This window comes from Wolbachia endosymbiont of Onchocerca ochengi (assembly GCF_000306885.1).
Taxonomy (GTDB): domain Bacteria; phylum Pseudomonadota; class Alphaproteobacteria; order Rickettsiales; family Anaplasmataceae; genus Wolbachia.
The window spans coordinates 917,767-938,416 of the sequence record NC_018267.1 but is presented as its reverse complement, the minus strand read 5'-3'; the positions used below and the strand labels follow the sequence as shown (position 1 = coordinate 938,416).

General features: G+C 32.3%; 28 protein-coding genes, 1 rRNA gene and 2 pseudogenes. 27 read left to right on the top strand and 4 right to left on the bottom strand.

Annotation, left to right across the window (positions count from 1 at the left end):
• The 22 genes and pseudogenes from rpsS (at position 1) to WOO_RS03430 (ending at position 11,544) form a co-directional block, all read left to right on the top strand.
• The gene (rpsS, locus tag WOO_RS03535; RefSeq protein WP_014869303.1) at positions 1–285 is read left to right on the top strand and encodes a 30S ribosomal protein S19; all 285 of its coding nucleotides are present in this window, start codon (positions 1–3) and stop codon (positions 283–285) included.
• A 5-nt stretch (positions 286–290) separates the two neighbouring features.
• Positions 291–641, top strand: coding sequence for a 50S ribosomal protein L22 (gene rplV, locus WOO_RS03530; RefSeq protein ID WP_014869302.1), 351 nt, complete (start codon positions 291–293; stop codon positions 639–641).
• Between the two features lie 38 nt (positions 642–679).
• Entirely contained in the window at positions 680–1,300 is a 621-nt protein-coding gene (rpsC, locus tag WOO_RS03525) for a 30S ribosomal protein S3 (RefSeq protein ID WP_014869301.1), read from the top strand.
• 11 nt (positions 1,301–1,311) lie between these two features.
• The gene (gene rplP / locus WOO_RS03520) at positions 1,312–1,725 is read left to right on the top strand and encodes a 50S ribosomal protein L16 (RefSeq protein WP_014869300.1); all 414 of its coding nucleotides are present in this window, start codon (positions 1,312–1,314) and stop codon (positions 1,723–1,725) included.
• An 11-nt stretch (positions 1,726–1,736) separates the two neighbouring features.
• Positions 1,737–1,928 (top strand): 50S ribosomal protein L29, encoded by a 192-nt coding sequence (gene rpmC, locus WOO_RS03515; RefSeq protein ID WP_014869299.1) that lies wholly within the window; start codon positions 1,737–1,739, stop codon positions 1,926–1,928.
• A gap of 4 nt (positions 1,929–1,932) precedes the next feature.
• Positions 1,933–2,166 carry a 30S ribosomal protein S17 gene (gene rpsQ / locus WOO_RS03510; protein WP_014869298.1) on the top strand — a complete coding sequence of 78 codons (234 nt, stop codon included), beginning with the start codon at positions 1,933–1,935 and terminating at the stop codon, positions 2,164–2,166.
• Positions 2,167–2,175: 9 nt separating this feature from the next.
• Positions 2,176–2,535 (top strand): 50S ribosomal protein L14, encoded by a 360-nt coding sequence (gene rplN / locus WOO_RS03505; protein WP_014869297.1) that lies wholly within the window; start codon positions 2,176–2,178, stop codon positions 2,533–2,535.
• Complete coding sequence (rplX, locus tag WOO_RS03500) at positions 2,535–2,852, top strand: 50S ribosomal protein L24 (RefSeq protein WP_014869296.1); 318 nt, start codon at positions 2,535–2,537, stop codon at positions 2,850–2,852. Before rplN ends, rplX begins: the two co-directional genes overlap by 1 nt.
• 5 nt (positions 2,853–2,857) lie before the next feature.
• Positions 2,858–3,391 (top strand): 50S ribosomal protein L5, encoded by a 534-nt coding sequence (gene rplE, locus WOO_RS03495; RefSeq protein ID WP_014869295.1) that lies wholly within the window; start codon positions 2,858–2,860, stop codon positions 3,389–3,391.
• Positions 3,392–3,408: 17 nt separating this feature from the next.
• Entirely contained in the window at positions 3,409–3,717 is a 309-nt protein-coding gene (gene rpsN / locus WOO_RS03490; protein WP_014869294.1) for a 30S ribosomal protein S14, read from the top strand.
• 20 nt (positions 3,718–3,737) lie between these two features.
• On the top strand, positions 3,738–4,133 hold the full coding sequence (gene rpsH, locus WOO_RS03485) for a 30S ribosomal protein S8 (RefSeq protein WP_014869293.1): 396 nt from the start codon (positions 3,738–3,740) through the stop codon (positions 4,131–4,133).
• Between the two features lie 16 nt (positions 4,134–4,149).
• Positions 4,150–4,695, top strand: coding sequence for a 50S ribosomal protein L6 (rplF, locus tag WOO_RS03480; protein ID WP_014869292.1), 546 nt, complete (start codon positions 4,150–4,152; stop codon positions 4,693–4,695).
• 5 nt (positions 4,696–4,700) lie between these two features.
• Positions 4,701–5,075: a 50S ribosomal protein L18 gene (rplR, locus tag WOO_RS03475; protein WP_014869291.1), complete on the top strand. Its 375-nt coding sequence runs from the start codon at positions 4,701–4,703 to the stop codon at positions 5,073–5,075.
• Between the two features lie 12 nt (positions 5,076–5,087).
• On the top strand, positions 5,088–5,600 hold the full coding sequence (gene rpsE / locus WOO_RS03470; RefSeq protein WP_014869290.1) for a 30S ribosomal protein S5: 513 nt from the start codon (positions 5,088–5,090) through the stop codon (positions 5,598–5,600).
• Positions 5,601–5,603: 3 nt separating this feature from the next.
• Complete coding sequence (gene rplO, locus WOO_RS03465; RefSeq protein ID WP_014869289.1) at positions 5,604–6,074, top strand: 50S ribosomal protein L15; 471 nt, start codon at positions 5,604–5,606, stop codon at positions 6,072–6,074.
• A 3-nt stretch (positions 6,075–6,077) separates the two neighbouring features.
• Positions 6,078–7,405 (top strand): annotated as a pseudogene (gene secY, locus WOO_RS03460) (preprotein translocase subunit SecY).
• On the top strand, positions 7,402–8,055 hold the full coding sequence (locus tag WOO_RS03455; protein WP_014869286.1) for an adenylate kinase family protein: 654 nt from the start codon (positions 7,402–7,404) through the stop codon (positions 8,053–8,055). Before secY ends, WOO_RS03455 begins: the two are co-directional and overlap by 4 nt.
• Positions 8,056–8,114: 59 nt before the next feature.
• On the top strand, positions 8,115–8,483 hold the full coding sequence (gene rpsM, locus WOO_RS03450) for a 30S ribosomal protein S13 (RefSeq protein ID WP_014869285.1): 369 nt from the start codon (positions 8,115–8,117) through the stop codon (positions 8,481–8,483).
• 22 nt (positions 8,484–8,505) lie between these two features.
• Positions 8,506–8,892, top strand: a complete 387-nt coding sequence (gene rpsK, locus WOO_RS03445; RefSeq protein WP_025264195.1) for a 30S ribosomal protein S11 — start codon at positions 8,506–8,508, stop codon at positions 8,890–8,892.
• Positions 8,893–8,913: 21 nt separating this feature from the next.
• Positions 8,914–9,984, top strand: coding sequence for a DNA-directed RNA polymerase subunit alpha (locus WOO_RS03440; protein ID WP_014869283.1), 1,071 nt, complete (start codon positions 8,914–8,916; stop codon positions 9,982–9,984).
• Positions 9,985–9,991: 7 nt separating this feature from the next.
• Positions 9,992–10,403: pseudogene (gene rplQ / locus WOO_RS03435) on the top strand (50S ribosomal protein L17).
• A 124-nt stretch (positions 10,404–10,527) separates the two neighbouring features.
• Positions 10,528–11,544, top strand: coding sequence for a substrate-binding domain-containing protein (locus WOO_RS03430; RefSeq protein WP_014869281.1), 1,017 nt, complete (start codon positions 10,528–10,530; stop codon positions 11,542–11,544).
• A gap of 866 nt (positions 11,545–12,410) precedes the next feature.
• Here WOO_RS03430 and WOO_RS03425 read toward each other — a convergent pair.
• The 3 genes from WOO_RS03425 to rlmB form a co-directional block, all read right to left on the bottom strand.
• Positions 12,411–12,947, bottom strand: a complete 537-nt coding sequence (locus WOO_RS03425; RefSeq protein WP_014869280.1) for a cytochrome c oxidase assembly protein — start codon at positions 12,945–12,947, stop codon at positions 12,411–12,413.
• Positions 12,948–13,670, bottom strand: coding sequence for a Bax inhibitor-1/YccA family protein (locus WOO_RS03420; RefSeq protein ID WP_014869279.1), 723 nt, complete (start codon positions 13,668–13,670; stop codon positions 12,948–12,950).
• A 68-nt stretch (positions 13,671–13,738) separates the two neighbouring features.
• The gene (gene rlmB / locus WOO_RS03415) at positions 13,739–14,509 is read right to left on the bottom strand and encodes a 23S rRNA (guanosine(2251)-2'-O)-methyltransferase RlmB (RefSeq protein ID WP_014869278.1); all 771 of its coding nucleotides are present in this window, start codon (positions 14,507–14,509) and stop codon (positions 13,739–13,741) included.
• A gap of 94 nt (positions 14,510–14,603) precedes the next feature.
• Here rlmB and WOO_RS03410 point away from each other — a divergent pair, with 94 nt between their 5' ends.
• Positions 14,604–15,119 carry a Smr/MutS family protein gene (locus WOO_RS03410; protein WP_025264189.1) on the top strand — a complete coding sequence of 172 codons (516 nt, stop codon included), beginning with the start codon at positions 14,604–14,606 and terminating at the stop codon, positions 15,117–15,119.
• 398 nt (positions 15,120–15,517) lie between these two features.
• On the opposite strand, the gene WOO_RS03405 is transcribed toward WOO_RS03410, so the two are convergent.
• Positions 15,518–16,126, bottom strand: coding sequence for a hypothetical protein (locus WOO_RS03405; RefSeq protein ID WP_044135442.1), 609 nt, complete (start codon positions 16,124–16,126; stop codon positions 15,518–15,520).
• A gap of 156 nt (positions 16,127–16,282) precedes the next feature.
• Between WOO_RS03405 and WOO_RS03400 the strand changes: the two genes are divergently transcribed.
• From WOO_RS03400 to WOO_RS03385, 4 genes are all read left to right on the top strand, one after another.
• Positions 16,283–17,786, top strand: a 16S ribosomal RNA gene (locus tag WOO_RS03400).
• Positions 17,787–17,899: 113 nt separating this feature from the next.
• Positions 17,900–18,277, top strand: coding sequence for a succinate dehydrogenase, cytochrome b556 subunit (gene sdhC / locus WOO_RS03395; protein ID WP_014869275.1), 378 nt, complete (start codon positions 17,900–17,902; stop codon positions 18,275–18,277).
• Positions 18,274–18,639, top strand: a complete 366-nt coding sequence (gene sdhD / locus WOO_RS03390) for a succinate dehydrogenase, hydrophobic membrane anchor protein (RefSeq protein ID WP_014869274.1) — start codon at positions 18,274–18,276, stop codon at positions 18,637–18,639. The genes sdhC and sdhD overlap by 4 nt, the downstream gene beginning before the upstream one ends.
• Before the next feature lie 85 nt (positions 18,640–18,724).
• Positions 18,725–19,972 (top strand): hypothetical protein, encoded by a 1,248-nt coding sequence (locus WOO_RS03385; protein WP_014869273.1) that lies wholly within the window; start codon positions 18,725–18,727, stop codon positions 19,970–19,972.
• The last annotated feature ends 678 nt before the right edge of the window (positions 19,973–20,650 follow it).

Below are 20,650 nucleotides of genomic sequence, written 5' to 3'. Positions count from 1 at the left end.
ATGAGTAGATCTGTATGGAAACCACCTTTTTGTCATCCTTCTGTATTAAAATTGGTGAATAGGGTTTTAAAAGAGGGTACTATTAATAAAGTAATAAAGATTCACTCTAGAGCTTCTATAATTCTTCCTAATTGTTTAGGTTTAAAATTTGCTGTTTATAACGGTAAAGATTATGTTCCCGTTAGTGTTAATGATCAAAATATGGTAGGTCATAAGTTTGGTGAATTTTCACCTACCCGTAAATTTAATGGTCATAGTGGTGATAAAAAAGCGGTAAGAAGGTAATTGGTATGAAAAGTAGATTTGCAGTAATTAAAGCTAGTTCTGGAGTTTTAAAATCAACTCCTCGTAAATTGAGTTTGGTTGCCAATTTAGTACGTAATAAAAAGGTTTCTTTTGCTAATGTCCAGTTGAAGTTTTGTGAAAAGAGAGCTGCTGGTCTTATAGCGAAAGTATTAGATTCTGCAGTTGCCAATGCTCAACATAATTATGGGTTAGATATTGACAGTCTATATATAAAGGAAATCTTGGTAGGCAAGTCTTTTACTTTGCGTAGAATATATCCAAAGGCTATGGGTAGGGCTAATAGGGTTAATAAGTATTACAGCAATTTAACTATAAAGCTAGAGGAAATTGTATAATTCGTAAAAATATAAAATTAGTGAGGAAAGTATAAAATATGGGACAAAAGGTTAATCCTATAGGATTAAGGTTGAAGATAAATGCTAATACCTGGGATTCCATTTGGTATGCTAATAAAGATTATAAAGAAAAATTGCATCAGGATTTGTTTATTCGTAGTTACATAAATAAATCTTTTAAGCATGCAGGTCTTTCCAGAATAATTATAGAGCGTAAAGGTGATTTGATGTCTGTAACAATACACTCTTCTAGACCTGGAGTGATAATAGGTAAGAAAGGCTTGGATATTGAGAAGGTAAAACAAAAAATAATTCAAAAAGTAAAAGATAATGTAGAAGTGAATGTGGTAGGAGTAAAGAGGCCTGAAATAGATGCAGCCTTGATATCAAACAGCATAGCACAGCAGTTAGAAAAACGGGTTTCATTCAGAAGAGCGATGAAAAAAGCTATTCAAAGTTGTTTGAGGATGGGAGGAGGAGGTATTAAAATAAGTTGTTCTGGACGTCTTGGTGGGGCTGAAATAGCTCGTACCGAATGGTATAAGGAAGGTCGTTTACCTTTACACACTTTACGTGCTAATATAGATTATGCTTTATGTGAAGCAAAGACTGTATATGGTATTATAGGAGTTAGAGTTTGGGTTTATATTATTAATTAAGGTATATTGGAATGTTTGTCCCTAAAAAAAGTAAATATAGAAAGGTGTTTAAAGGGAGGATTAAGGGTAGTACAAAAGCTGGTAGTACATTGTCTTTTGGAGATTATGGCTTAAAAGCTATAGAAGCAGGTAGGATTCAGTCTAAGCATATTGAAGCTGTAAGACGTGTGATATCTAGAACATTGAAACGCTCTGGTAAAGTGTGGATAAGAATTTTTCCTGATATTCCTGTTAGTAAAAAACCTGCTGATGTGCGGATGGGTAAAGGGAAAGGTAGTGTTGAATTTTGGATATTTAAAACTAAGCCTGGTAGGGTGTTATTTGAAATTAGTGGTAGTGTTTCCATGCATTTGGCAAAATTAGCACTTGAAAAAGCAATTGCCAAGCTTCCTATAAAATGTAAATTTGTATCTAATTATAGTTGAGTAAAATTACGATGGGTATAATTGAGATTAGATCGAAATCCTCGCAAGAGTTGTATGAAGTTCTTATAAATTTAAGGAAAGAGTTTGTTAATTTGGTTTTTCAAAAAAAATTGGGACAGTGTAGCAATGTTACGCGTTTTAGTTTGATAAGGAAAAATATAGCTCGTATTTTAACTGTGTTAAATGAAAGAACGATAGAGTAAAAGAATGCCTAAGAAAATTTTGTGTGGTGTTGTAATTAAAGCTGAGTGTGATAAAACTGTAAAGGTTTTAGTACTGCAGGTATATAAGGATAGGCTATATAAAAAAGTCATAAAAAAATATAGAAAGTATACAGCACATAGTGAAAATAATAGTTGCAAAGCAGGGGATAAAGTTTTTATACAAGAACATAAACCTATTTCTGCCACTAAAAAGTGGATTGTTGTTCAAGTTGGGTAAGATGTTCATATGATTCAAAAAAATACATTGTTAGAAGTGGCTGATAATTCTGGTGCACGTAAAGTGCTTTGTATTGGCTTGTTGGGTGGCAGGAAGTTTGCATCTGTAGGTGATACAGTTATTGTATCTGCTAAATCTATCAACCCGAAGGGGAAAGTTGAAAAGGGAAAAGTATATAGAGCAGTTGTTGTTAGAGTGAAAAGTCGTATTAGAAAGTCTGATAACTCTGTAATTCGTTTTTCTAGTAATGCTGTAGTTTTAATTAATAATCAAGGTGAACCGCTTGGTACTCGAGTATTTGGTCCAGTGAAAAAATTGTTGTCTGGTTCTTTTATGAAAATAATGTCACTGGCTGTTGAGGTTTTATAATGAGTGCAAAAATAAGAAGTGGCGATGACGTTATAGTTTTAGCTGGCAGGGATAAAGGCAAAATTGGCAAGGTAGTTAAAATTTTAATGCATAATGCTAAAAAGAGGGCAATTGTTTCTGGAGTAAATGTGTACAAAAGGCATACCAAGCCAAAAGCAGGTGATAGTGGTGGTATATTAGGTAAAGAATTGGCTATTGATATATCTAACATTGCAATGTTGGATCCTAAATATAAAGCTCCAACTAGAATAGGGTTTAAGGTTATAGATGGTAAAAAGGTACGTTTTGCGAAAGTTTCTGAGGAAGTAATAGATTAGGTAATATGTTTAAAGAATTGTATAAAGGTAGCATAATAAAATCCTTGAAAGATAAGTTTAACTATAGCAATATAATGCAAGTGCCTAAGCTTGTTAAGGTATGTATTAATATGGGTGTTGGTGATGCTGCTGTAGATAGTAAAGCAATAAATGAGCCGTTTGGCTGTCTACATTTAATTACAGGGCAAAAACCTATTTTAACTTCCGCAAAAAAATCTATTTCTGGGTTCAAGATAAGAAAAGATGCTACAGTAGGTTGTAAGGTAACTTTACGTAGAGATAAAATGTATGAATTTTTAGAAAGATTGATATATATCACTTTGCCACGGGAAAAGGATTTTAGAGGATTCAGTGTAAAACAATTTGATGGTAATGGTAATTTTTCCTTTGGAATAAAGGAACATATCTCATTTTTAGAAGTAGATTATGATAAAGTAAGTAAGATTAGAGGTATGGATGTAAATATTATAACAAGTGCAAGTAGTGATGAAGAAGCAAAACAGTTATTACTAGCTTTTAGATTTCCCTTTTTTGATTGATTAAAGAGGATAAATATATGGCAAAAAAATCTATGATACAAAGGAATCTTCGTAGAGTGAAGTTGTGTGATCAATATAAGGAAAAAAGAAGGGAATTAAAATCTATAGTAAACAATAAAGATATGCCTATGAATGAAAGGTTTGCTGCTCAAAATAAGTTAATTAAAAAATTGCCTAGAGATTCTTCTAAAATCAGAATTAGAAATAGGTGTATTTTAACTGGTAGGCCAAGGGGAGTGTATAGGAAATTTGGTTTGTGTAGGATTGTTTTGCGTGATTTATGTGCTTTTGGAAAAATCCCAGGAGTTACAAAATCTAGTTGGTGAATAAATATAAGGAGTATATTATGGCTTTATCTGATAGTATTGGGGATTTTTTAACAAGGATACGTAACGCTCAATTAGCAATGCATAGGACAACGAGAGTTTTGTTCTCTAGAGTAAATTCTTCTATACTGAAGATTTTGAAAGATGAAGGATATATTCTTAATTATCAGAAGGAGGTTACAGGTAATGTGCCGTTTTTTGTTATAAAATTGAAGTATTACGAGAGGTTACCTGTAATTACTGACATAGTTAGAGTATCAAAACCGGGTTGTCGTCGTTATTCTAGGTATAAGGATATTGCTAAAGCATATAATGGGCTTGGTGTTTTTATTATATCTACGTCTAAAGGGGTAATGACGGACTACAATGCGCGTAAGTTAAAAGTTGGCGGGGAAATTTTGTGTCGTGTATTTTAAGTAATAGGAGAAGTTTATGTCTCGTGTAGGTGCCGCACCTGTAAATATTCCTGTTGGTGTTTCAGTTGAGTATGATGATGGTGAGATATTGATAAAAAGTGTTAAAGCAGAAAAAAGGCTTAGATTAAACAGTAGTATTGTGTGTTGTGTTGTTGATAATCAGTTGCTGCTTTCTATTAATCAAGGCAAGGGTGATTATGATGAGATAAAGCCTATGTGGGGTACTTATAGAAGTAATATTAATAATATTATTAATGGTATGATTAATGATTTTTCTGTTGATCTTGAGGTTAATGGTGTAGGATATAAAGCAGAGTGTAATGGTAAATATTTGACTTTGTATCTTGGTTATAGTCATAATGTTAAGTATAAAGTGCCCAAAGATATTAAAATTAAGTGTATAAAACCAATTCACTTGGTAGTTAGTGGCATGGACAAGCAGAAAGTCTATATGGTAGCATCTGATATATGTAAAATTAGAAAATATGACCCTTATAAAGGTAAGGGTATTATAATGAAAGGCAAGTTTATGTTGCGTAAAGTTGTAAGTAAAAAAAATTAATTAAGATGAGAAGGTTATATAATTTTCTGAGTAATTTTGAAAAAAGGAAGTTGCGTAATAGAAAAAAGCTTAATTATGGTGATAAGAAACGTTTACGTATATCCATATTTAAGTCTAATAAGCATTTTTACGTTCAATTAATCAATGATGAAAAGGGAGTAACTCTCGTTTCTGCTTCTACTTTGGATGCTAAAATTAGGAATGCATGTAAAAGTAAGGTTAACGCTAAAACTATAAAACAAGTTTCTTCTTTAATGGTTGAGCGATTATCTAATATGAAGTTAGAACAAAAATTGGTATTTGATCGCGGACCATATAAGTACACAGGGTTAATTTCTCAATTTGCTGATTCTTTAAGAAATTCTGGGTTTAAGTTTTAAGAAGTTTTGGATATGGCTGTAAAGAATTTACAAGGTAATGATGATTTATCAGAGCTTTTAGTTTCAGTACGGAGAGTGACAACAGTTACAAAAGGTGGTAGAAGATTTTCATTTTCAATTTTAGTTGTTGTTGGAGATGAGAAAGGTAGAGTAGGGTGTGGAATGGGTAAACATGCAGAAGTTGCTGAAGCAAGAGTAAAGGCTGTAAATGCTGCAAAAAAATCGATGATTAGAGTATACTTGCGTGAAGGTAGAACTCTACATCATGATATTAAAGCTAAGTTTTGTTCTGGTGAGATAGTTTTAAGGGCAGCTAGAGCTGGAACAGGTATTATTGCTGGTGGGGCGATTAGGGCAGTTTTTGAAGTGCTAGGTATAAAAGATGTAGTAGCTAAGTCTATGAGATCGAATAATCCTCATAACGTTATTTATGCAGTATTTGAGGCTTTTAGTAGTATGTTATCTCCTCGTCAAGTTGCGAGCAAAAGAGGTAAAAAAATTAGTGAGATAGTTGAAAATAGGTAAAATATGAATAGTGCTATAAAATTAAACTCTATATTTAATAAGTTATCAAAGAAAAAAAAGTCTAAGTTACTAGGTAGGGGTATTGGTTGTGGTAGAGGTAAAACATCTGGTAGGGGTCATAAAGGGCAGAAGGCTAGGAGTGGTGTTTCTATAAATGGATTTGAAGGTGGACAACAGTCTATATATACTCGTTTACCTAAAAGAGGTTTTAATCCTATACGTAGAAATATATGCTCAATAATTAATGTTGGTGATGTGCAGCGTTTAATAGAGGCTAAAAGGATAGTAAAAGGTTCTGTTGTAAATAAGGAAATACTATGTAAATTAGGTTTTATAAAGTCTGTTAAGAACAAAATCAAGCTTCTTAATAAAGGTAAGTTGAGTGAGAAATGTGTGTTTTATGTTGACTTTGCATCGGAAGCTGCAAAAAAATCTGTGGTTTTAGTTGGTGGTAGTGTAGAAGTACTATCATAAATAATGAACAGTAAGTCCGCATTTAATAATTTGGATACTGCATTATTGTATAAAGGTGATTTGTTGCAGCGTATATTTTTTACGCTAATCGCTTTAATTTTTTATCGTTTGGGTACTTATGTGCCTATTCCTGGAATTAATCTTGATATAATTAATGATATCTTTCCTAAAGAAGGTTCTGGTGTCTTTGGAGTATTTAATCTGTTTTCTGGTGGTGCATTAGCTAGAATGACAATTTTGGCACTAAGTGTTATGCCGTACATAGTTGCATCTATAGTTATGCAGTTATTATCTTCTGCAATCAAAGGAATTAGTGAAGTTAAGAACGATGGAGAATTGGGACGTCGAAAGATGAGTTCTTACATATATTATATGACTATAGTATTTTGTCTATTTCAATCAGTTGCTATTTTAATAGGATTAGAAAGAATGAATAAGGAAGGAGTACTGATTGTAGTCGAACCTGGTTTTATGTTTCGTACAGTAGGAGCCTTTAGCCTTTTAGGTGGAACGATATTTCTAATATGGCTTGGTGAACAAATTAGTGCTAGTGGTGTAGGTAACGGCATCTCATTAATCATTTTTACAGGTATAATATCAGAATTATATAGTGCTTTTTCGTCACTGTTGACATTGAATAAAAATGGTAGTATATCGTTGCTTATTATACTTTTTATTTTAATAGTATTTTTCTTGCTGTTGCTTTTGGTTATTTTTACGGAGTCTTCTTATAGAAAAGTCATTGTTCAGTATCCTAGAAAGCAGTTTAAAAAGTTACATAATGACGATTTTACTTATATACCGTTAAAGATTAATTTATCTGGTGTAATACCAACTATTTTTGCCAATGCAGTTTTATTGACCCCTATTTCAATTGCAAATTTTTATAGGGGTTATGCTTTTTCTGATTTTATTTTAAATTGCTTTGTAGTAAATAAAGTAATTTATATTATAGCTTATTTAGCACTTATAGTATTTTTCAACTTTTTTACACCAATTTTATATTTAATTCAGAAGAAAATGCTAATTTTCTTAAAAGAAATGGTGGTTTTATACCTGGTAGAAGGCCGGGAAAACATACTTCTGATTACCTTCAAGAAATAGTTGTAAAGTTAACATTTATTGGCTCTGTATATCTAGTGGTTATATGTGCTGTGCCTGAAGTTATAAGATATTATTATAGTATACCGTTTATTTTTGGTGGAACAAGCTTATTGATTATAGTCAATGTTGTTACTGATACTATTATGCAAATACAATCTTACATTTTTTCGAATAGGTATGATAGTTGGATAAAGAAGTATGAGTCTAGAACAAGAAAATTAAGATGATTATTATAATCTTTGGTCCTCCTGGTTCCGGTAAAGGTACTCAGTCAAGTTTTCTAATAGCAAAGTATAACTTAAAGTTAATTTCAGTAGGGAATATATTGAGAAGTATTATATCTAGCAATAGTGAGTTAGGTAAAGAAATAAAGAATACTGTAGAGTCTGGTAATTTAATTCAAGATGAGGTCATATTTGAATTATTATGCAATCAGCTTGCATTGATAGGTGATGATAATTTTTTATTAGATGGTTTTCCGAGAAATCTAAATCAAGCTCATTTTCTAACTCAAATTTTGCAAGAGAAATATAATAGAAATGTGAATATTGTTATTGAGTTAGAGATTGATGATAAGATTGCAATTGATAGATTAAGAAATCGACTTGTATGTCTGGATTGTAAGAACACATATAGTGTATCTTTTTTTAAGAAGAACGATAATCTTGTTTGTATAAAATGTAAAAGGACAAGGCTGAAAAGAAGAATTGATGATTCTGACTTATCTATAATTAGTAAAAGAATAAGCGAGTACTATGTACAAATAGGTGGTTTACGTGAATATTATAAAGATAAATTGTTAACAGTTAATGCTAATCTCAATATTGTTCAGGTGAAACAAAAGATTGAGAGCAAAATTTCTTGTAATTTGATTTGATTCTAAGTTATTTTATGGTATAAGTTAAGAATTATTACTAGTGGAGTATTGGAGTATTAGTGGTACGCGTTGCAGGTGTAAATGTTCCAGTAAAGAAATGTGTTCCTTTTGCATTAACTTATATATATGGTATAGGTATCGCTACTGCAAATACAATTTGCCGTGCTTGTGAAATTAATAAAGGTAAACGTATTTCAGAGTTGCAAGATAAGGATATAGAAAGGATCGGTAATTTCATTAGACAAAATTATACCATAGAAGGTCAACTTAGGAAAGAAGTGGCTATGAATATAAAGTCTTTAGTAGAAATGGGGTGCTATAAAGGAGTGAGGCACAGAAAAGGTTTGCCTGTAAGAGGACAAAGGACTCATACCAATGCTAAGACTCGTAAGGGTAGGTCTCACTTATCTATTGCTGGAAAGAAATAAAATTTGTGGTTATTATGAATTTATGAAGAAGTTCAGAACAGTTAGTAAAAGTACAAAGAAGTTTGTCACTGGAATTGTTCATATTCGTGCAACTTTTAACAATACTTTTATAAATGTAACTGATGTTCAAGGTAACACTTTGTACCAAACTTCTGTTGGTGCACATGGTTTCTCAGGTTCAAGAAAATCTACACCTTATGCTGCGGGGAAAGCTTCAGAATCTGCTGCAAGGATTGCGGTAGAAAAATTTGGTATGAAGGTTGTTTCCGTGATAATATGTGGTCCTGGTTTTGGGGCTGAAGCTGCGGTTAAAGCACTCCAAGGCTGTGGGTTAACAGTAACCTCAATTGCAGATAAAACTGCAATTCCTCATAATGGATGTAGGTTAAGAAAAAAAAGAAGAGTATAGAATATTTAAGAAGGGTATTTTATGTATCGTAATGACAATGTTGCTGTTTTTAGTAGTTTAAGTAAATTGACTAGGCCTAATTCAATCAAGATATTACCAGGTAATTCAAATGAAAAAGGTGATATAGTATTAGAACCATTGGAGAGTGGTTTTGCTTTGACACTTGGTAATGCATTGAGGCGTGTGATGTTATCTTCTCTTATAGGTAGTGCTGTTTATGGAATAAAAATTGAAGGTGTAACTCATGAGTTTACTTCAATTCAAGGGATAAGAGAAGATGTAACTGATATAGTATTGAATGTGGGTATGTTGAGGTGTAAATTGAATGGTACTCTTAATAAGAGCTTAAATTTGAGTGCTAAAGGGCCTTGTCAAGTAGTGGCTGGAATGATAGAAGCTGATGATCAGTGTTCTATTGTTAATAAGAATTTGCTAATATGTACCCTCGGGCAGAATGTGGAGCTCAATATGACTATATATGTAGCTAGTGGAAAAGGCTACCTTCCTGTTACTAAATATAAAGAAAACGAGCTTTTGAAGCTTATTAGTGAACGGGATTTAAAGGGGTTCATCCCAGTTAATGCTTTGTATAGTCCTATTAACAAGGTTTCGTATAAAGCAGAGAATAGTCGTGTTGGTCAAGTTACTGATAAGGATAAGTTGATATTGTCGATTGAAACTGATGGTACAATTTCTCCAAGTCAAGCTGTTGATTCTGCTGCAAGGATATTACAAGAGCAACTGCAGCCCTTTATTAACTCTGATGCGAGTCATAAAAAGTCGTCACAAGTCTCTTCGTCTAGTAGTTATAGAGATTTAGGTTATGATCCTATCTTATTACGTAAGGTAGATGAAATGGAGTTGTCTGTTAGGTCACATAATTGTTTGAAAAATGAAAATGTTACTTATATAGGTGATCTTGTTCAGAGAACGGAGAGTGAAATGTTGAGGACTGCTAATTTTGGCAGAAAGTCTTTGAATGAGATCAAGGCAGTTTTAAATAATTTTGGTTTATCTTTAGGTATGAATGTCCCAGATTGGCCACCTAAGAATATAGATGAATTAGCTAGACAACATACTGATGAAGATTAAATGATATATGAAACATAGAATAAAAAAGCGTAAACTCTCTCGTCGAACTAAGCACAGATTATCGATGCTGAAGAACCTTTCTATTTCCTTAATAAACCATGAGCAGATTATAACTACTTTGCCGAAGGCTAAGGAGCTTCGCCCATATGTGGAAAAATTTATTACAATTGCTAAGAATAAAAATACTTTATATGGCAGAAGGCTTTTACTTTCGCGCCTTCATAATAATAAGTTAGCAGTTGATAAATTACTGGCTTTAGCTAGCCGTTATCAAGATCGTAAAGGTGGGTATTCTAGAATAATAAAGTTTAACACCCGAAAGGGTGATTGTGCTTCAATGGCGGTGGTAGAACTTGTTGATAGGGAGTACTGTAGCAAAAGGTAAAGTTAGTAATAAAAAAAAGAAGAAAGTAAAGTAGTTATAAAAATTAATTATTATTATAATAATCTATTTTTATGGTAAATAGTTTGTACCTTAATTAGAATTTTTTAATTTGATCTTTTGTTATAATAATTATAGATTTATATCTTTAATGAAAAATAATGTCTAGGAGCTTTCTCTTAATTTTTATATTTGTAGTGTTTATGCCGCTATCAAATGTTGATGCAAGAAAATATGTTAGAATTGTTGGATCTTCGACAGTTTTTCCTTTTATCTCATTTATAGCTGAAGACTTCAGTCGTGTATTTTCTTTTAGAACTCCAGTTGTAGAGTCGATAGGAAGTGGCCAAGGATTCAAGATGTTTTGTTCAGGTGTAGGAAAGAACACGCCAGATATCGCTGCTTCATCTCGTCCTATAAAGGAGGCGGAGAGGGAGTTATGTAAAAGAAATAAGGTTAATGAAGTGGTAGAAATCATTATTGGATATGACGGAGTTGTAATTGCAAATTCGAATCAAAGTTATAAGTTTGATTTTACAAAAAAAGATTTGTTCGAAACTTTATCCGCGTATTCCGAAGAAAATGGTAAACTGGTTAGAAATAATAAGAAGTTTTGGTTTGATATAAATCATGTTTTACCAAAAACAGAAATTGAAATTTATGGTCCACATCAAAATACAGGTACGTACAATACTTTGATTAATTTCGTTATGCTTGATCAATACTCATGCATGAATTCAAGAGTTTTTAAAGAGAGCTATAAGGATCCAGAAGAAAGAAAGAAAGCATGCAGTAGTATAAGAGATGATGGAAGATACATAGAAGTTGGAAGTAATGAAAATATAATAATTCAAAAATTGAAAAGTAATAGAAATGCCTTAGGGATATTTAGTTTTAGCTTTTTAGTGAGGAACCAAGATAAAGTACAAGGGAGCACAATTGCAGGAATTGAACCAACTTATGAAAATATATCGTCAGGAAAATATATATTAGCAAGGCCTTTGTATATCTACATAAAAAAAGAGCACTTAAATATCACTGATGGATTAAAAGAGTTCATTAGAGAAGTGATAGATTCAATCAGTGCTAAGAATGAGTACTTATCTAGGCTTGGTCTGATTCCGCTTTCGAATGATGATATAAAGAAAGTTTTAGCAAAAGTTTATAATATAGTGTAATATCTTTTGTTTTAGAAAATAGATCTATAGAAAGTTACTAACGTTTGCAGGTCTTATATTCAATTATGTTTATTACTGAAATATTTCTATTGTTGTTCAGCTTAATGATGGTTATTATTGTTATTACTGATAAGTATTTGTACTACGGATGAAAAATTTTCCTAGCTCGTTTATATAATTACCTGCACATCTAGTTCAACTTTTTTTACTGGGTAAAGTTAAGTAGATTGCATAGAATATCAGCAGTTTTTGCGGTTATCAGTTATATTTGGATTGTTTTTATTCCTGTTTGCAATTATTCTATTTTGGATAGTCTTGAGTTATATTAATGTATTGATTGAAGTAGCATCTGTCTTTTTTTGTTTAGTTATGTTGAAATAGGCTGTTTCTAGAAAATTCTGCTATAGAGAGCAATGCTACATACTGCATAGAAGATTTTGGTATAATTAATTGTTATATAGTGATTGCAGTTTTTTTCTAGATTCTTAAAGTTCTAATTCTTAAATAATTTACTTTATTCTAAGTACTCAAATACTACGAAAAGAAGATTACTAAACACACATAGCCTGATTTCTTGATATACATATTTTTTCTTATTATTTTGGCTGATATTTCATTATTTAACACAAATTTTATGATTTATAATCATATCTTTACTACGTTCATTATAAGAAAAAACTAATCTTGATACTTTGAATAGTAGAAGGTTGCTGACGCACTTATCACATGCATAAATGTTGTCTGGATTGCTATTGCAAATGTTGCAGTAGTGTTTAGTTAATTAAAAAAGTTTTTTTTGCTGCGTTTACGACTCATATATGTACTTGGAAACATGAAGATATTTACAGCCTTTCTCCCATTTTCTACTATTTAAGCTTGAAAAACGTATATGATAGTGTTATTTCACTTAAATCTTTTGTGCTATTATCATGCATGATCTCAGGGTCTATGTAAAAGGAAACTGGCATGGCTGCTTTTTGTTTCGGCAATAGCGTTTGTTCTTCAAAGCAAAAGCATGCAACTTTGTTAAAATACTTACCTGCTTTAAAAGGTGTGACGTTGTATACTGCCATTCCAAACGAAAGCTGATCAGATAAATTTTTTGCGTAATAGAAAGCTAAATTTTGTTCTCCTATGTTCACATCAATGTAGCTAGTTTCTGGGTAAAATTTCCATAATAAATCTGGCATTATATCAGCGTTAAAATAGACTCTAATTTTTTGATTAGTTATATTTGCTGTTGTGTTGATTACTTTTCTCGTTGTGCCGCCATACCCGGTAACTTTACAAAAGGTACTATATAGTGGTACCGAAATGTATGTAAGACATAGCATTAATACCACTAAGGATATCAAAAAAAAAGCTATAGAACCTTTACTATTTCCTCTTAAGAAGGAAAACATCTAGTCTCTATTATTAAATAAGTTAAGTAACCTAAGTAAATTGAGGAAGATATTGATAAAGTCGAAATAAAGATTAGTTGCACCAAGTATAGCTAGTTTAGTGGCTGCGAGTTCTGATCCATCATTGTACCTATAATAGATATCTTTTATCCTTTGAGCATCGTATGCAGTAATTAGAGTAAAAATTATTACTGATATGAACGATATTGCAAAATAGAGAGAACTGCTTTCAAGAAATGAATTAACTATGGACGCAATGATTAATCCCCAGATTCCCATAATTAGAAAAGAACCCATGCTAGTCAGATCTTTTCTTGTAGTATTACCATATAAAGCCATGGAGCCAAACATAAACGATGTAATAAAAAATGCTCTTGCTATATTTTTTGCTATATAAACTATGAAGATATGGGATAAGGAAAGCCCCATTAAGACTGAGAATAAGAGAAATACAGTAACTGTAGACTGAGAGCTCAGATATTGAAGCCTAAAAGACATATAAAATACTAGTGCAACTGGAGAAAGCGTTACTATAAGTGACAGAACTGGACTGGAATAAATTACCTGAAAAAGACCAGAAAACACCGTCAAAAACGCAATAAGTCCAGTGATACCTAAAGCTAGAGCCATGTAATTATATACTTTAGTTAGGTAACTCCTAAGTCCAGCGCTATAATAAATACCTTGAGAGCAAACACCTCGCTCGTTTCTCATGTAAGACATAAATATGACTCCTTTTTATTCCTTAGTATTATTGTAGTACGAAACTGTATCTTTATCAAGCAAAAAAATCACTTTATTATTATATGCGGTGTTTTACTGTATATAGAGTATAATACTATTGCTGCTGCATTTGAAACATTTAAGCTATCAATTGCATTTGACATTGGGATTTTTAAAAGATAGTCACAATTTTCTTTAACTAGTCTCCGCATTCCTTTCTCTTCAGAGCCAAAAATAACTACTCTTTTTTCCCAAAATCTTTTTATTTCATTTATATGCTCTTTAGCATTGCTATCAAACCCATAACACCAGTAGCCGACCTTTTTTAAATGCTCCATAGTTTTTACTATGTTTGTAATGTATATTAGCGGGATAATATCTAATGCTCCACTTGCTGCTTTTGCAATAGATGCATTTTCGCTTGGTGAATAGTTATGAGATAAAATTGCTGCATCAACATTAAAACAAGCTGATGTTCTTAAAATTGACCCTATATTATGTGTGTCAGTGACTTGATCTAAAATAACTATAGTGGAAATTTCGCTTGAGTTTTTAGTTATTTTTTCAATGCTTAAGCTGTGAAGAATAGGAACAACTTTTAAAGAAATTCCTTGGTGATTAGCACTTTTTGGTAAAATTTTGTTAAATATTTCATTTTCTACTAATTGGAATTTAATGCCCTTATTATCTACACATTGCCTAATTTCTTTTTCATGTTCCTTATAAAAACTTTCTGTTATTAATAGTTTTATACACTGCCTATTTTTATTCTTTAGTGCTGACATGCAAGTGTGCTTTCCATACAGCCAAAAACTTTCATTAACTTTTAATGATTTCATTGCACTGTTGGGAATCGTATTCCTGTAAAATAAGTAATATTTTATTATGCTTAGGTATTATTGTAAAGTTGTAAGATATGATTATAGTGTATTTATGTTAAATAATGAGTTAAATTGGCAAAAAAACGTTAAACCAATAAGGTCTGAAAAAGTGACTTTAAGAGTTGATCATAAAGTAAATATAAAATCTATAGTCAGTAAAGATGCATCTTACTTACAAGAAAATTTTCTTAATATTGATAATGGTAACTTGCCATTTTGTCTTGACTACAACACAAAGTTAAAAGTTGATAAAGGAAAATGTTTCATAAGTGATAAACTTGACCTACATGGCTATAGTATAGAGGATGCTTACTATAGATTAGTGGGTTTTATTATTAAAAGTTATCAAGTAGGGAGTAGGTGTTTGTTAATAATTACAGGACAAGGGAATACGGTAGGTAAAACAGATATTATAAAAAATAATTTAAGTAAGTGGTTAAATGATACTAAAATTCAGCATATGGTTCTATACTGTCAACAAGCTACAAAAAAACATGGTGGTAAAGGAGCTTTTTATGTCTTGTTGAGAAAGAATAAAAATCTTAGATTACATAGAAGATTGGCTTAGTTGTTGATGGAGTTTTAAGCATTAATTTGTAAAGAGGTAAAGGTAAGGGTAATTTAGTCGCTTTTTCGTTATTTTAGCTACAAACATTGATGGCCTTTTGGCAAAGTAAGAAAAAGGTAAGAGAGACTTTGGTTAATGTCTATTTTAAAACTGCGACTCAGCTGCATTCTTAATACAACTAACATTTAGTTATAATTTTTTAAAAAATTTACTAGATAAAAAAGAGAACATGAAACACATAGCATAAAAATTAAACATGAGAATTCAACTACGTAATGCTTTCGTCTTTTAATCTGCACAGATTAAAGGTAATTGAGTACTTAGTACCATAATTAAGAGGAACTAGTGAAGTTTATTAAATAGCTTCTTCCATTTCTGCCATGTACAAAAGCAGTCTTTTAACTTTCATATATCCGAAGTAATTCTTGTGCGTTAGCTTTTATTAGAGTAGGGCATTTTCTGTCATTTAATAATGAGTGTAATATTTTAACTGCGCCTTTGATGTCATTATTATGTATTTTTATTATAGCAATGGCTTCTTGACTTGAATAAGGGTACACTATACTTGATTCTAAATTATTAATTTTATCTTCATTTATTTTTTCATTATTGTGAAATAAACTCATTACTTCTAAATATTGTGCTAATTCACGCAGAACATTAGGAATATCTTGATTGTCTGCCATATCGTTGTAAATAGATGCTGCATCTGTTGGTGTTAAATTTGAGATATGGTTAAATGCGCTCTCGAAATTTGCTAAACACTTCCAACTTGAGCCTATTTCCTCTAATAACTTTATATCTTTTTTGGAAAACAATACTTTATAAAACTTATTGCCTGCGATTGTAGATTGTTTTGTGCTATCAATATTATATAATGAGTACAATATGATAATAACTAGAAATGGTATTAATGTAAGTAAAAGGATGTATTTCTTCATAGTAGTACTCTTAGTAAGTGTATATTTATATATTAATGCTTTTGATTTGCAAAAACATATTGACACTATGATTATATCATATAATAATATTTTTAAAGTTGTTTGAATAGTTGAAGATTAAAAAATATTTCTAAAGTAGAAATAAAGACAGCAGTATAAAGCTAAATTATTCTTTATCGGATTTTATCCGATATACCCTCAACCTTTTATAGGTTGAAGTTTAAATTTGAGAGTTTGATCCTGGCTCAGAATGAACGCTGGCGGCAGGCCTAACACATGCAAGTCGAACGGAGTTATGGTATAGCTTGCTATAGTATAACTTAGTGGCAGACGGGTGAGTAATGTATAGGAATCTACCTAGTAGTACGGAACAATTGCTGGAAACGACAACTAATACCGTATACGCCCTACGGGGGAAAGATTTATTGCTATTAGATGAGCCTATATTAGATTAGCTAGTTGGTAGGGTAATGGCCTGCCAAGGCTATGATCTATAGCTGATCTGAGAGGATGGTCAGCCACACTGGAACTGAGATACGGTCCAGACTCCTACGGGAGGCAGCAGTGGGGAATATTGGACAATGGGCGAAAGCTTGATCCAGCCATGCCGCGTGAGTGAAGAAGGCCTTTGGGTTGTAAAGCTCTTTCAGTGAGGAAGATAATGACGGTACTCACAGAAGAAGTCCTGGCTAACTCCGTGCCAGCAGCCGCGGTAATACGGAGAGGGCTAGCGTTATTCGGAATTATTGGGCGTAAAGAGCACGTAGGCTGGTTAGTAAGTTAAAAGTGAAATTCCAAAGCTTAACTTTGGAATTGCTTTTAAAACTGCTGATCTAGAGGTTGAAAGAGGATAGAGGAATTCCTAGTGTAGAGGTGAAATTCGTAAATATTAGGAGGAACACCAGTGGCGAAGGCGTCTATCTGGTTCAAATCTGACGCTGAGGTGCGAAAGCGTGGGGAGCAAACAGGATTAGATACCCTGGTAGTCCACGCTGTAAACGATGAATGTTAAATATGGGGAGATTACTTTCTGTGTTACAGCTAACGCGTTAAACATTCCGCCTGGGGACTACGGTCGCAAGATTAAAACTCAAAGGAATTGACGGGGACCCGCACAAGCGGTGGAGCATGTGGTTTAATTCGATGCAACGCGAAAAACCTTACCACTCCTTGACATGGAAATTATATCTATTCGAAGGGATAGAGTCGGTTCGGCCGGGTTTCACACAGGTGTTGCATGGCTGTCGTCAGCTCGTGTCGTGAGATGTTAGGTTAAGTCCCGCAACGAGCGTAACCCTCATCCTTAGTTACCATCAGGTAATGCTGGGGACTTTAAGGAAACTGCCAGTGATAAACTGGAGGAAGGTGGGGATGACGTCAAGTCATCATGGCCCTTATGGAGTGGGCTACACACGTGCTACAATGGTGGCTACAATGGGCTGCAAAGTCGTGAGGCTAAGCTAATCCCTTAAAAGCCATCTCAGTTCGGATTGCACTCTGCAACTCGAGTGTATGAAGTTGGAATCGCTAGTAATCGTGGATCAGCATGCCACGGTGAATACGTTCTCGGGTCTTGTACACACTGCCCGTCACGCCATGGGAATTGGTTTCACTCGAAGCTAATGACCTAACCGTAAGGAAGGAGTTATTTAAAGTGGGATCAGTGACTGGGGTGAAGTCGTAACAAGGTAGCAGTAGGGGAATCTGCAGCTGGATTACCTCCTTAGGCTTTGTGCATAGCTCACTGCTTTTAATGGTAGTGCTATTATGCACTATACTGCTGTCTTTACTTCTTCTTTGTTTTGATCTTCCTATTCTAATTTCTTGGTATGAGATTTTATGAGTGATAGGCCTCTTTCTCCACATCTACAAATATATAAAATACAAATTACTAATCTTTTCTCTATTATACATAGATTAACTGGTATCTTGCTATTTCTTTTGTTAGTAATGCTTTCTTGGTATTTTATATTACATGTTTATTTTCCTAAACTGTTTATAGTAAAGTACTTAAATGTATTGTTATCTACTCCTATTGCTAAATTAGCTTACGTTTTATGTTTTATAGGTTTCCTATATCATTCTTTTAATGGTATTCGTCATTTATTATGGGATGTTGGGTTTAACTTAAGAATTACTGATGTTTCGAAAAGTGCTATACTACTGACGGTAATGTTGCTTCTTTTTACTATGGCTTTTTTATTTATGTTTATATGAATCAGTTTAGAAATTCAGTACATTATTGGTGGGTACAGCGTGTTTCTGCAGTGGTTTTGCTACTTTTATTCCCCTGGTTTATCTATTTGGGTTTTTATGTATTTTATGCAAATGCTTCTTTACCTTTTAATGAAAAATTACTTCAGGCTATTGATCATCCTCTAGAACTTTTGTTTTTTGTTATATTACTATTTTATATTTTTTGGCATGCAGTTCTTGGAATACAGGTAGTATGCGAAGATTATATACACAGCATACCTATAAAGTTTTTTGTAATTACATGCATAAAGTACTTATCGAGCGTCACTTATATAGTCCTTGCTTTTACAATTTTTTTCTTTTACAGGCATATTTTTTTATAAGATCGTCAACTTTATGTTAATATGTTATTAACGTGTTGGTTTTATTATTGAACTATAGTGCTTATAGTGATCTTAGTTTAATAATATGTTGGAGGTATTAAAGAAAGTAGGAACAAATCTTGTACTAAAGATAAAAGATCTATTTGCTCCATCTGAATCTCAAGTTTACGTCAAAGACCTCAGAAAGGTGATGGTGTACAAAGACGGGCGAAAGTGTCGATATCCAGAGAATTATGATCATATTGTCAGGTTTGGTAAAATCGAAAAAGGTGAAGATAATAATAAGAATATGTATAAGCTTCGTTATGGTGGATATAAATATAATTTAATTTCTGTTTTATCAGATGAAAAAGGAGAACCTTTTAAAACAAGGGACGGTAAAAGTTATTTTACTATTGAATTTTTAGTTGATAAAGGTAAGGTTAATAGAGACAAACATGATTGTAATGACGATTATCGTGGGTTTTATGAGCCATTTAAGTTTAAAAAATTTGATCTTGCAGGACATTTACCAGTTTTTGAGATTGACACTAGTTTACTTAAGTTAATTAATTCTTCTGTACTGACTAAAAAGAAAAAAAGTAAAGAAGGTAAAGTTCAAGAGTTCATTGATGAAAAAGGAAGAAACGGAGAATTGTTATATACTAGTGATTATAAAAAATTAAGCACTAGTTTTTTTGAAATTAGAGCTCAAGGTAATAACCTTGAGCTAGATAAGAGTCTTATATCTGTTTCTGTTGTCTTTATTGCAGGCCTAGCTAAGATTTGTGCTAAGTTGTTAGCTTTCATTCCTATGAAGTTAGCTGAGCATCTAATAAGAAGACAAAATTTAATTGCGAAATCTTGTGGTTATTTTTTATTTACTACTGCAATAATGGTGAAGAACTTGGTAAATATAGGAACTACTATGTTAAAAGCTCCAATTTTATTGTTTGTAGCAAATAAAAAAAAGTATGGTGATGCTTACCTGACTATGTGGAATTGTCAATTACGTGAGTACTGGAAAGAATTCATGAAAGACTTTAGCGTTATTGGAGTTGGAAAAAGGGAAGAATTAAGGGATAAAGATGATGAAAAGATTATAGGAACGTGGAAAGAGCTTAATGTTAGGAAGCTATTTGTTGAAAAAGGCTTAGAAGAGAGAGTAAATAATAGTAGTGAAGATATAAATAAGTCTGAGGAGCAAAGCTTAAATAGAAAGAAATCGCAAAATGAAATTGATAAAAGGATAGCTGAGTTTAGAAATCAGAAGGGCAGCAATGTTTACATTAGGAAAGAGCAAAATAGGAGAAATTCACAGCAAGGGCAAGACGATAAACCACATACGTACTAGTTTGTGATTACTTAAGTTAATATTACCCACTTTCTACTTTAATCGTTTTACGGCAAGAGCTTGTATGTATTTTATCCTTAGCATAAAGTGTTAGTTACTTAGTTAATATCTTAACTAAATGTATTCTATAACACTATGTGGTGGTAGTATATTTTGGCCTTTGTATAAGCCATAAGCCAAAGTAGTTTCAGAAAATATTTAGCTATAATACTCTGTTTTAGAACACTTTGTTTTAAAACTAGGAAACTAGCTGTGTGTTGCCTATAATTGCTATAAATATATGGGTATAAGTTGTTGTGATGAATGAGTTATATGTGTTGCAGAATATGAAGTAATTTTAAACTAGTAAAAGTTGAACAGTATAATTGCTGTACTTTTCTACAATGGAAATAAAATAATGTTGGTTCTGCCTTCAGATTAAAGTAATTTTTATGCTTTCTGCTCAAAAAACATCTTAGATAGTTTATAAGACTGACTTTATGGTCCTTTTTGAGGTGAAGCTTTATTGAATTTGGTTGTGAATATAGCTGTATCGATGTAGTTTATAATTAAAGTGGAGAAGTACTATATAGTGAAGAGAATTCTATAGAGAAACCTGAATGAGTTTAGTAATAGTTGTTACTGGAGTTTTAGCGTGTTTGTGTTTAAAGCAAAGCGCTATATAGGTGAGATTAAAAA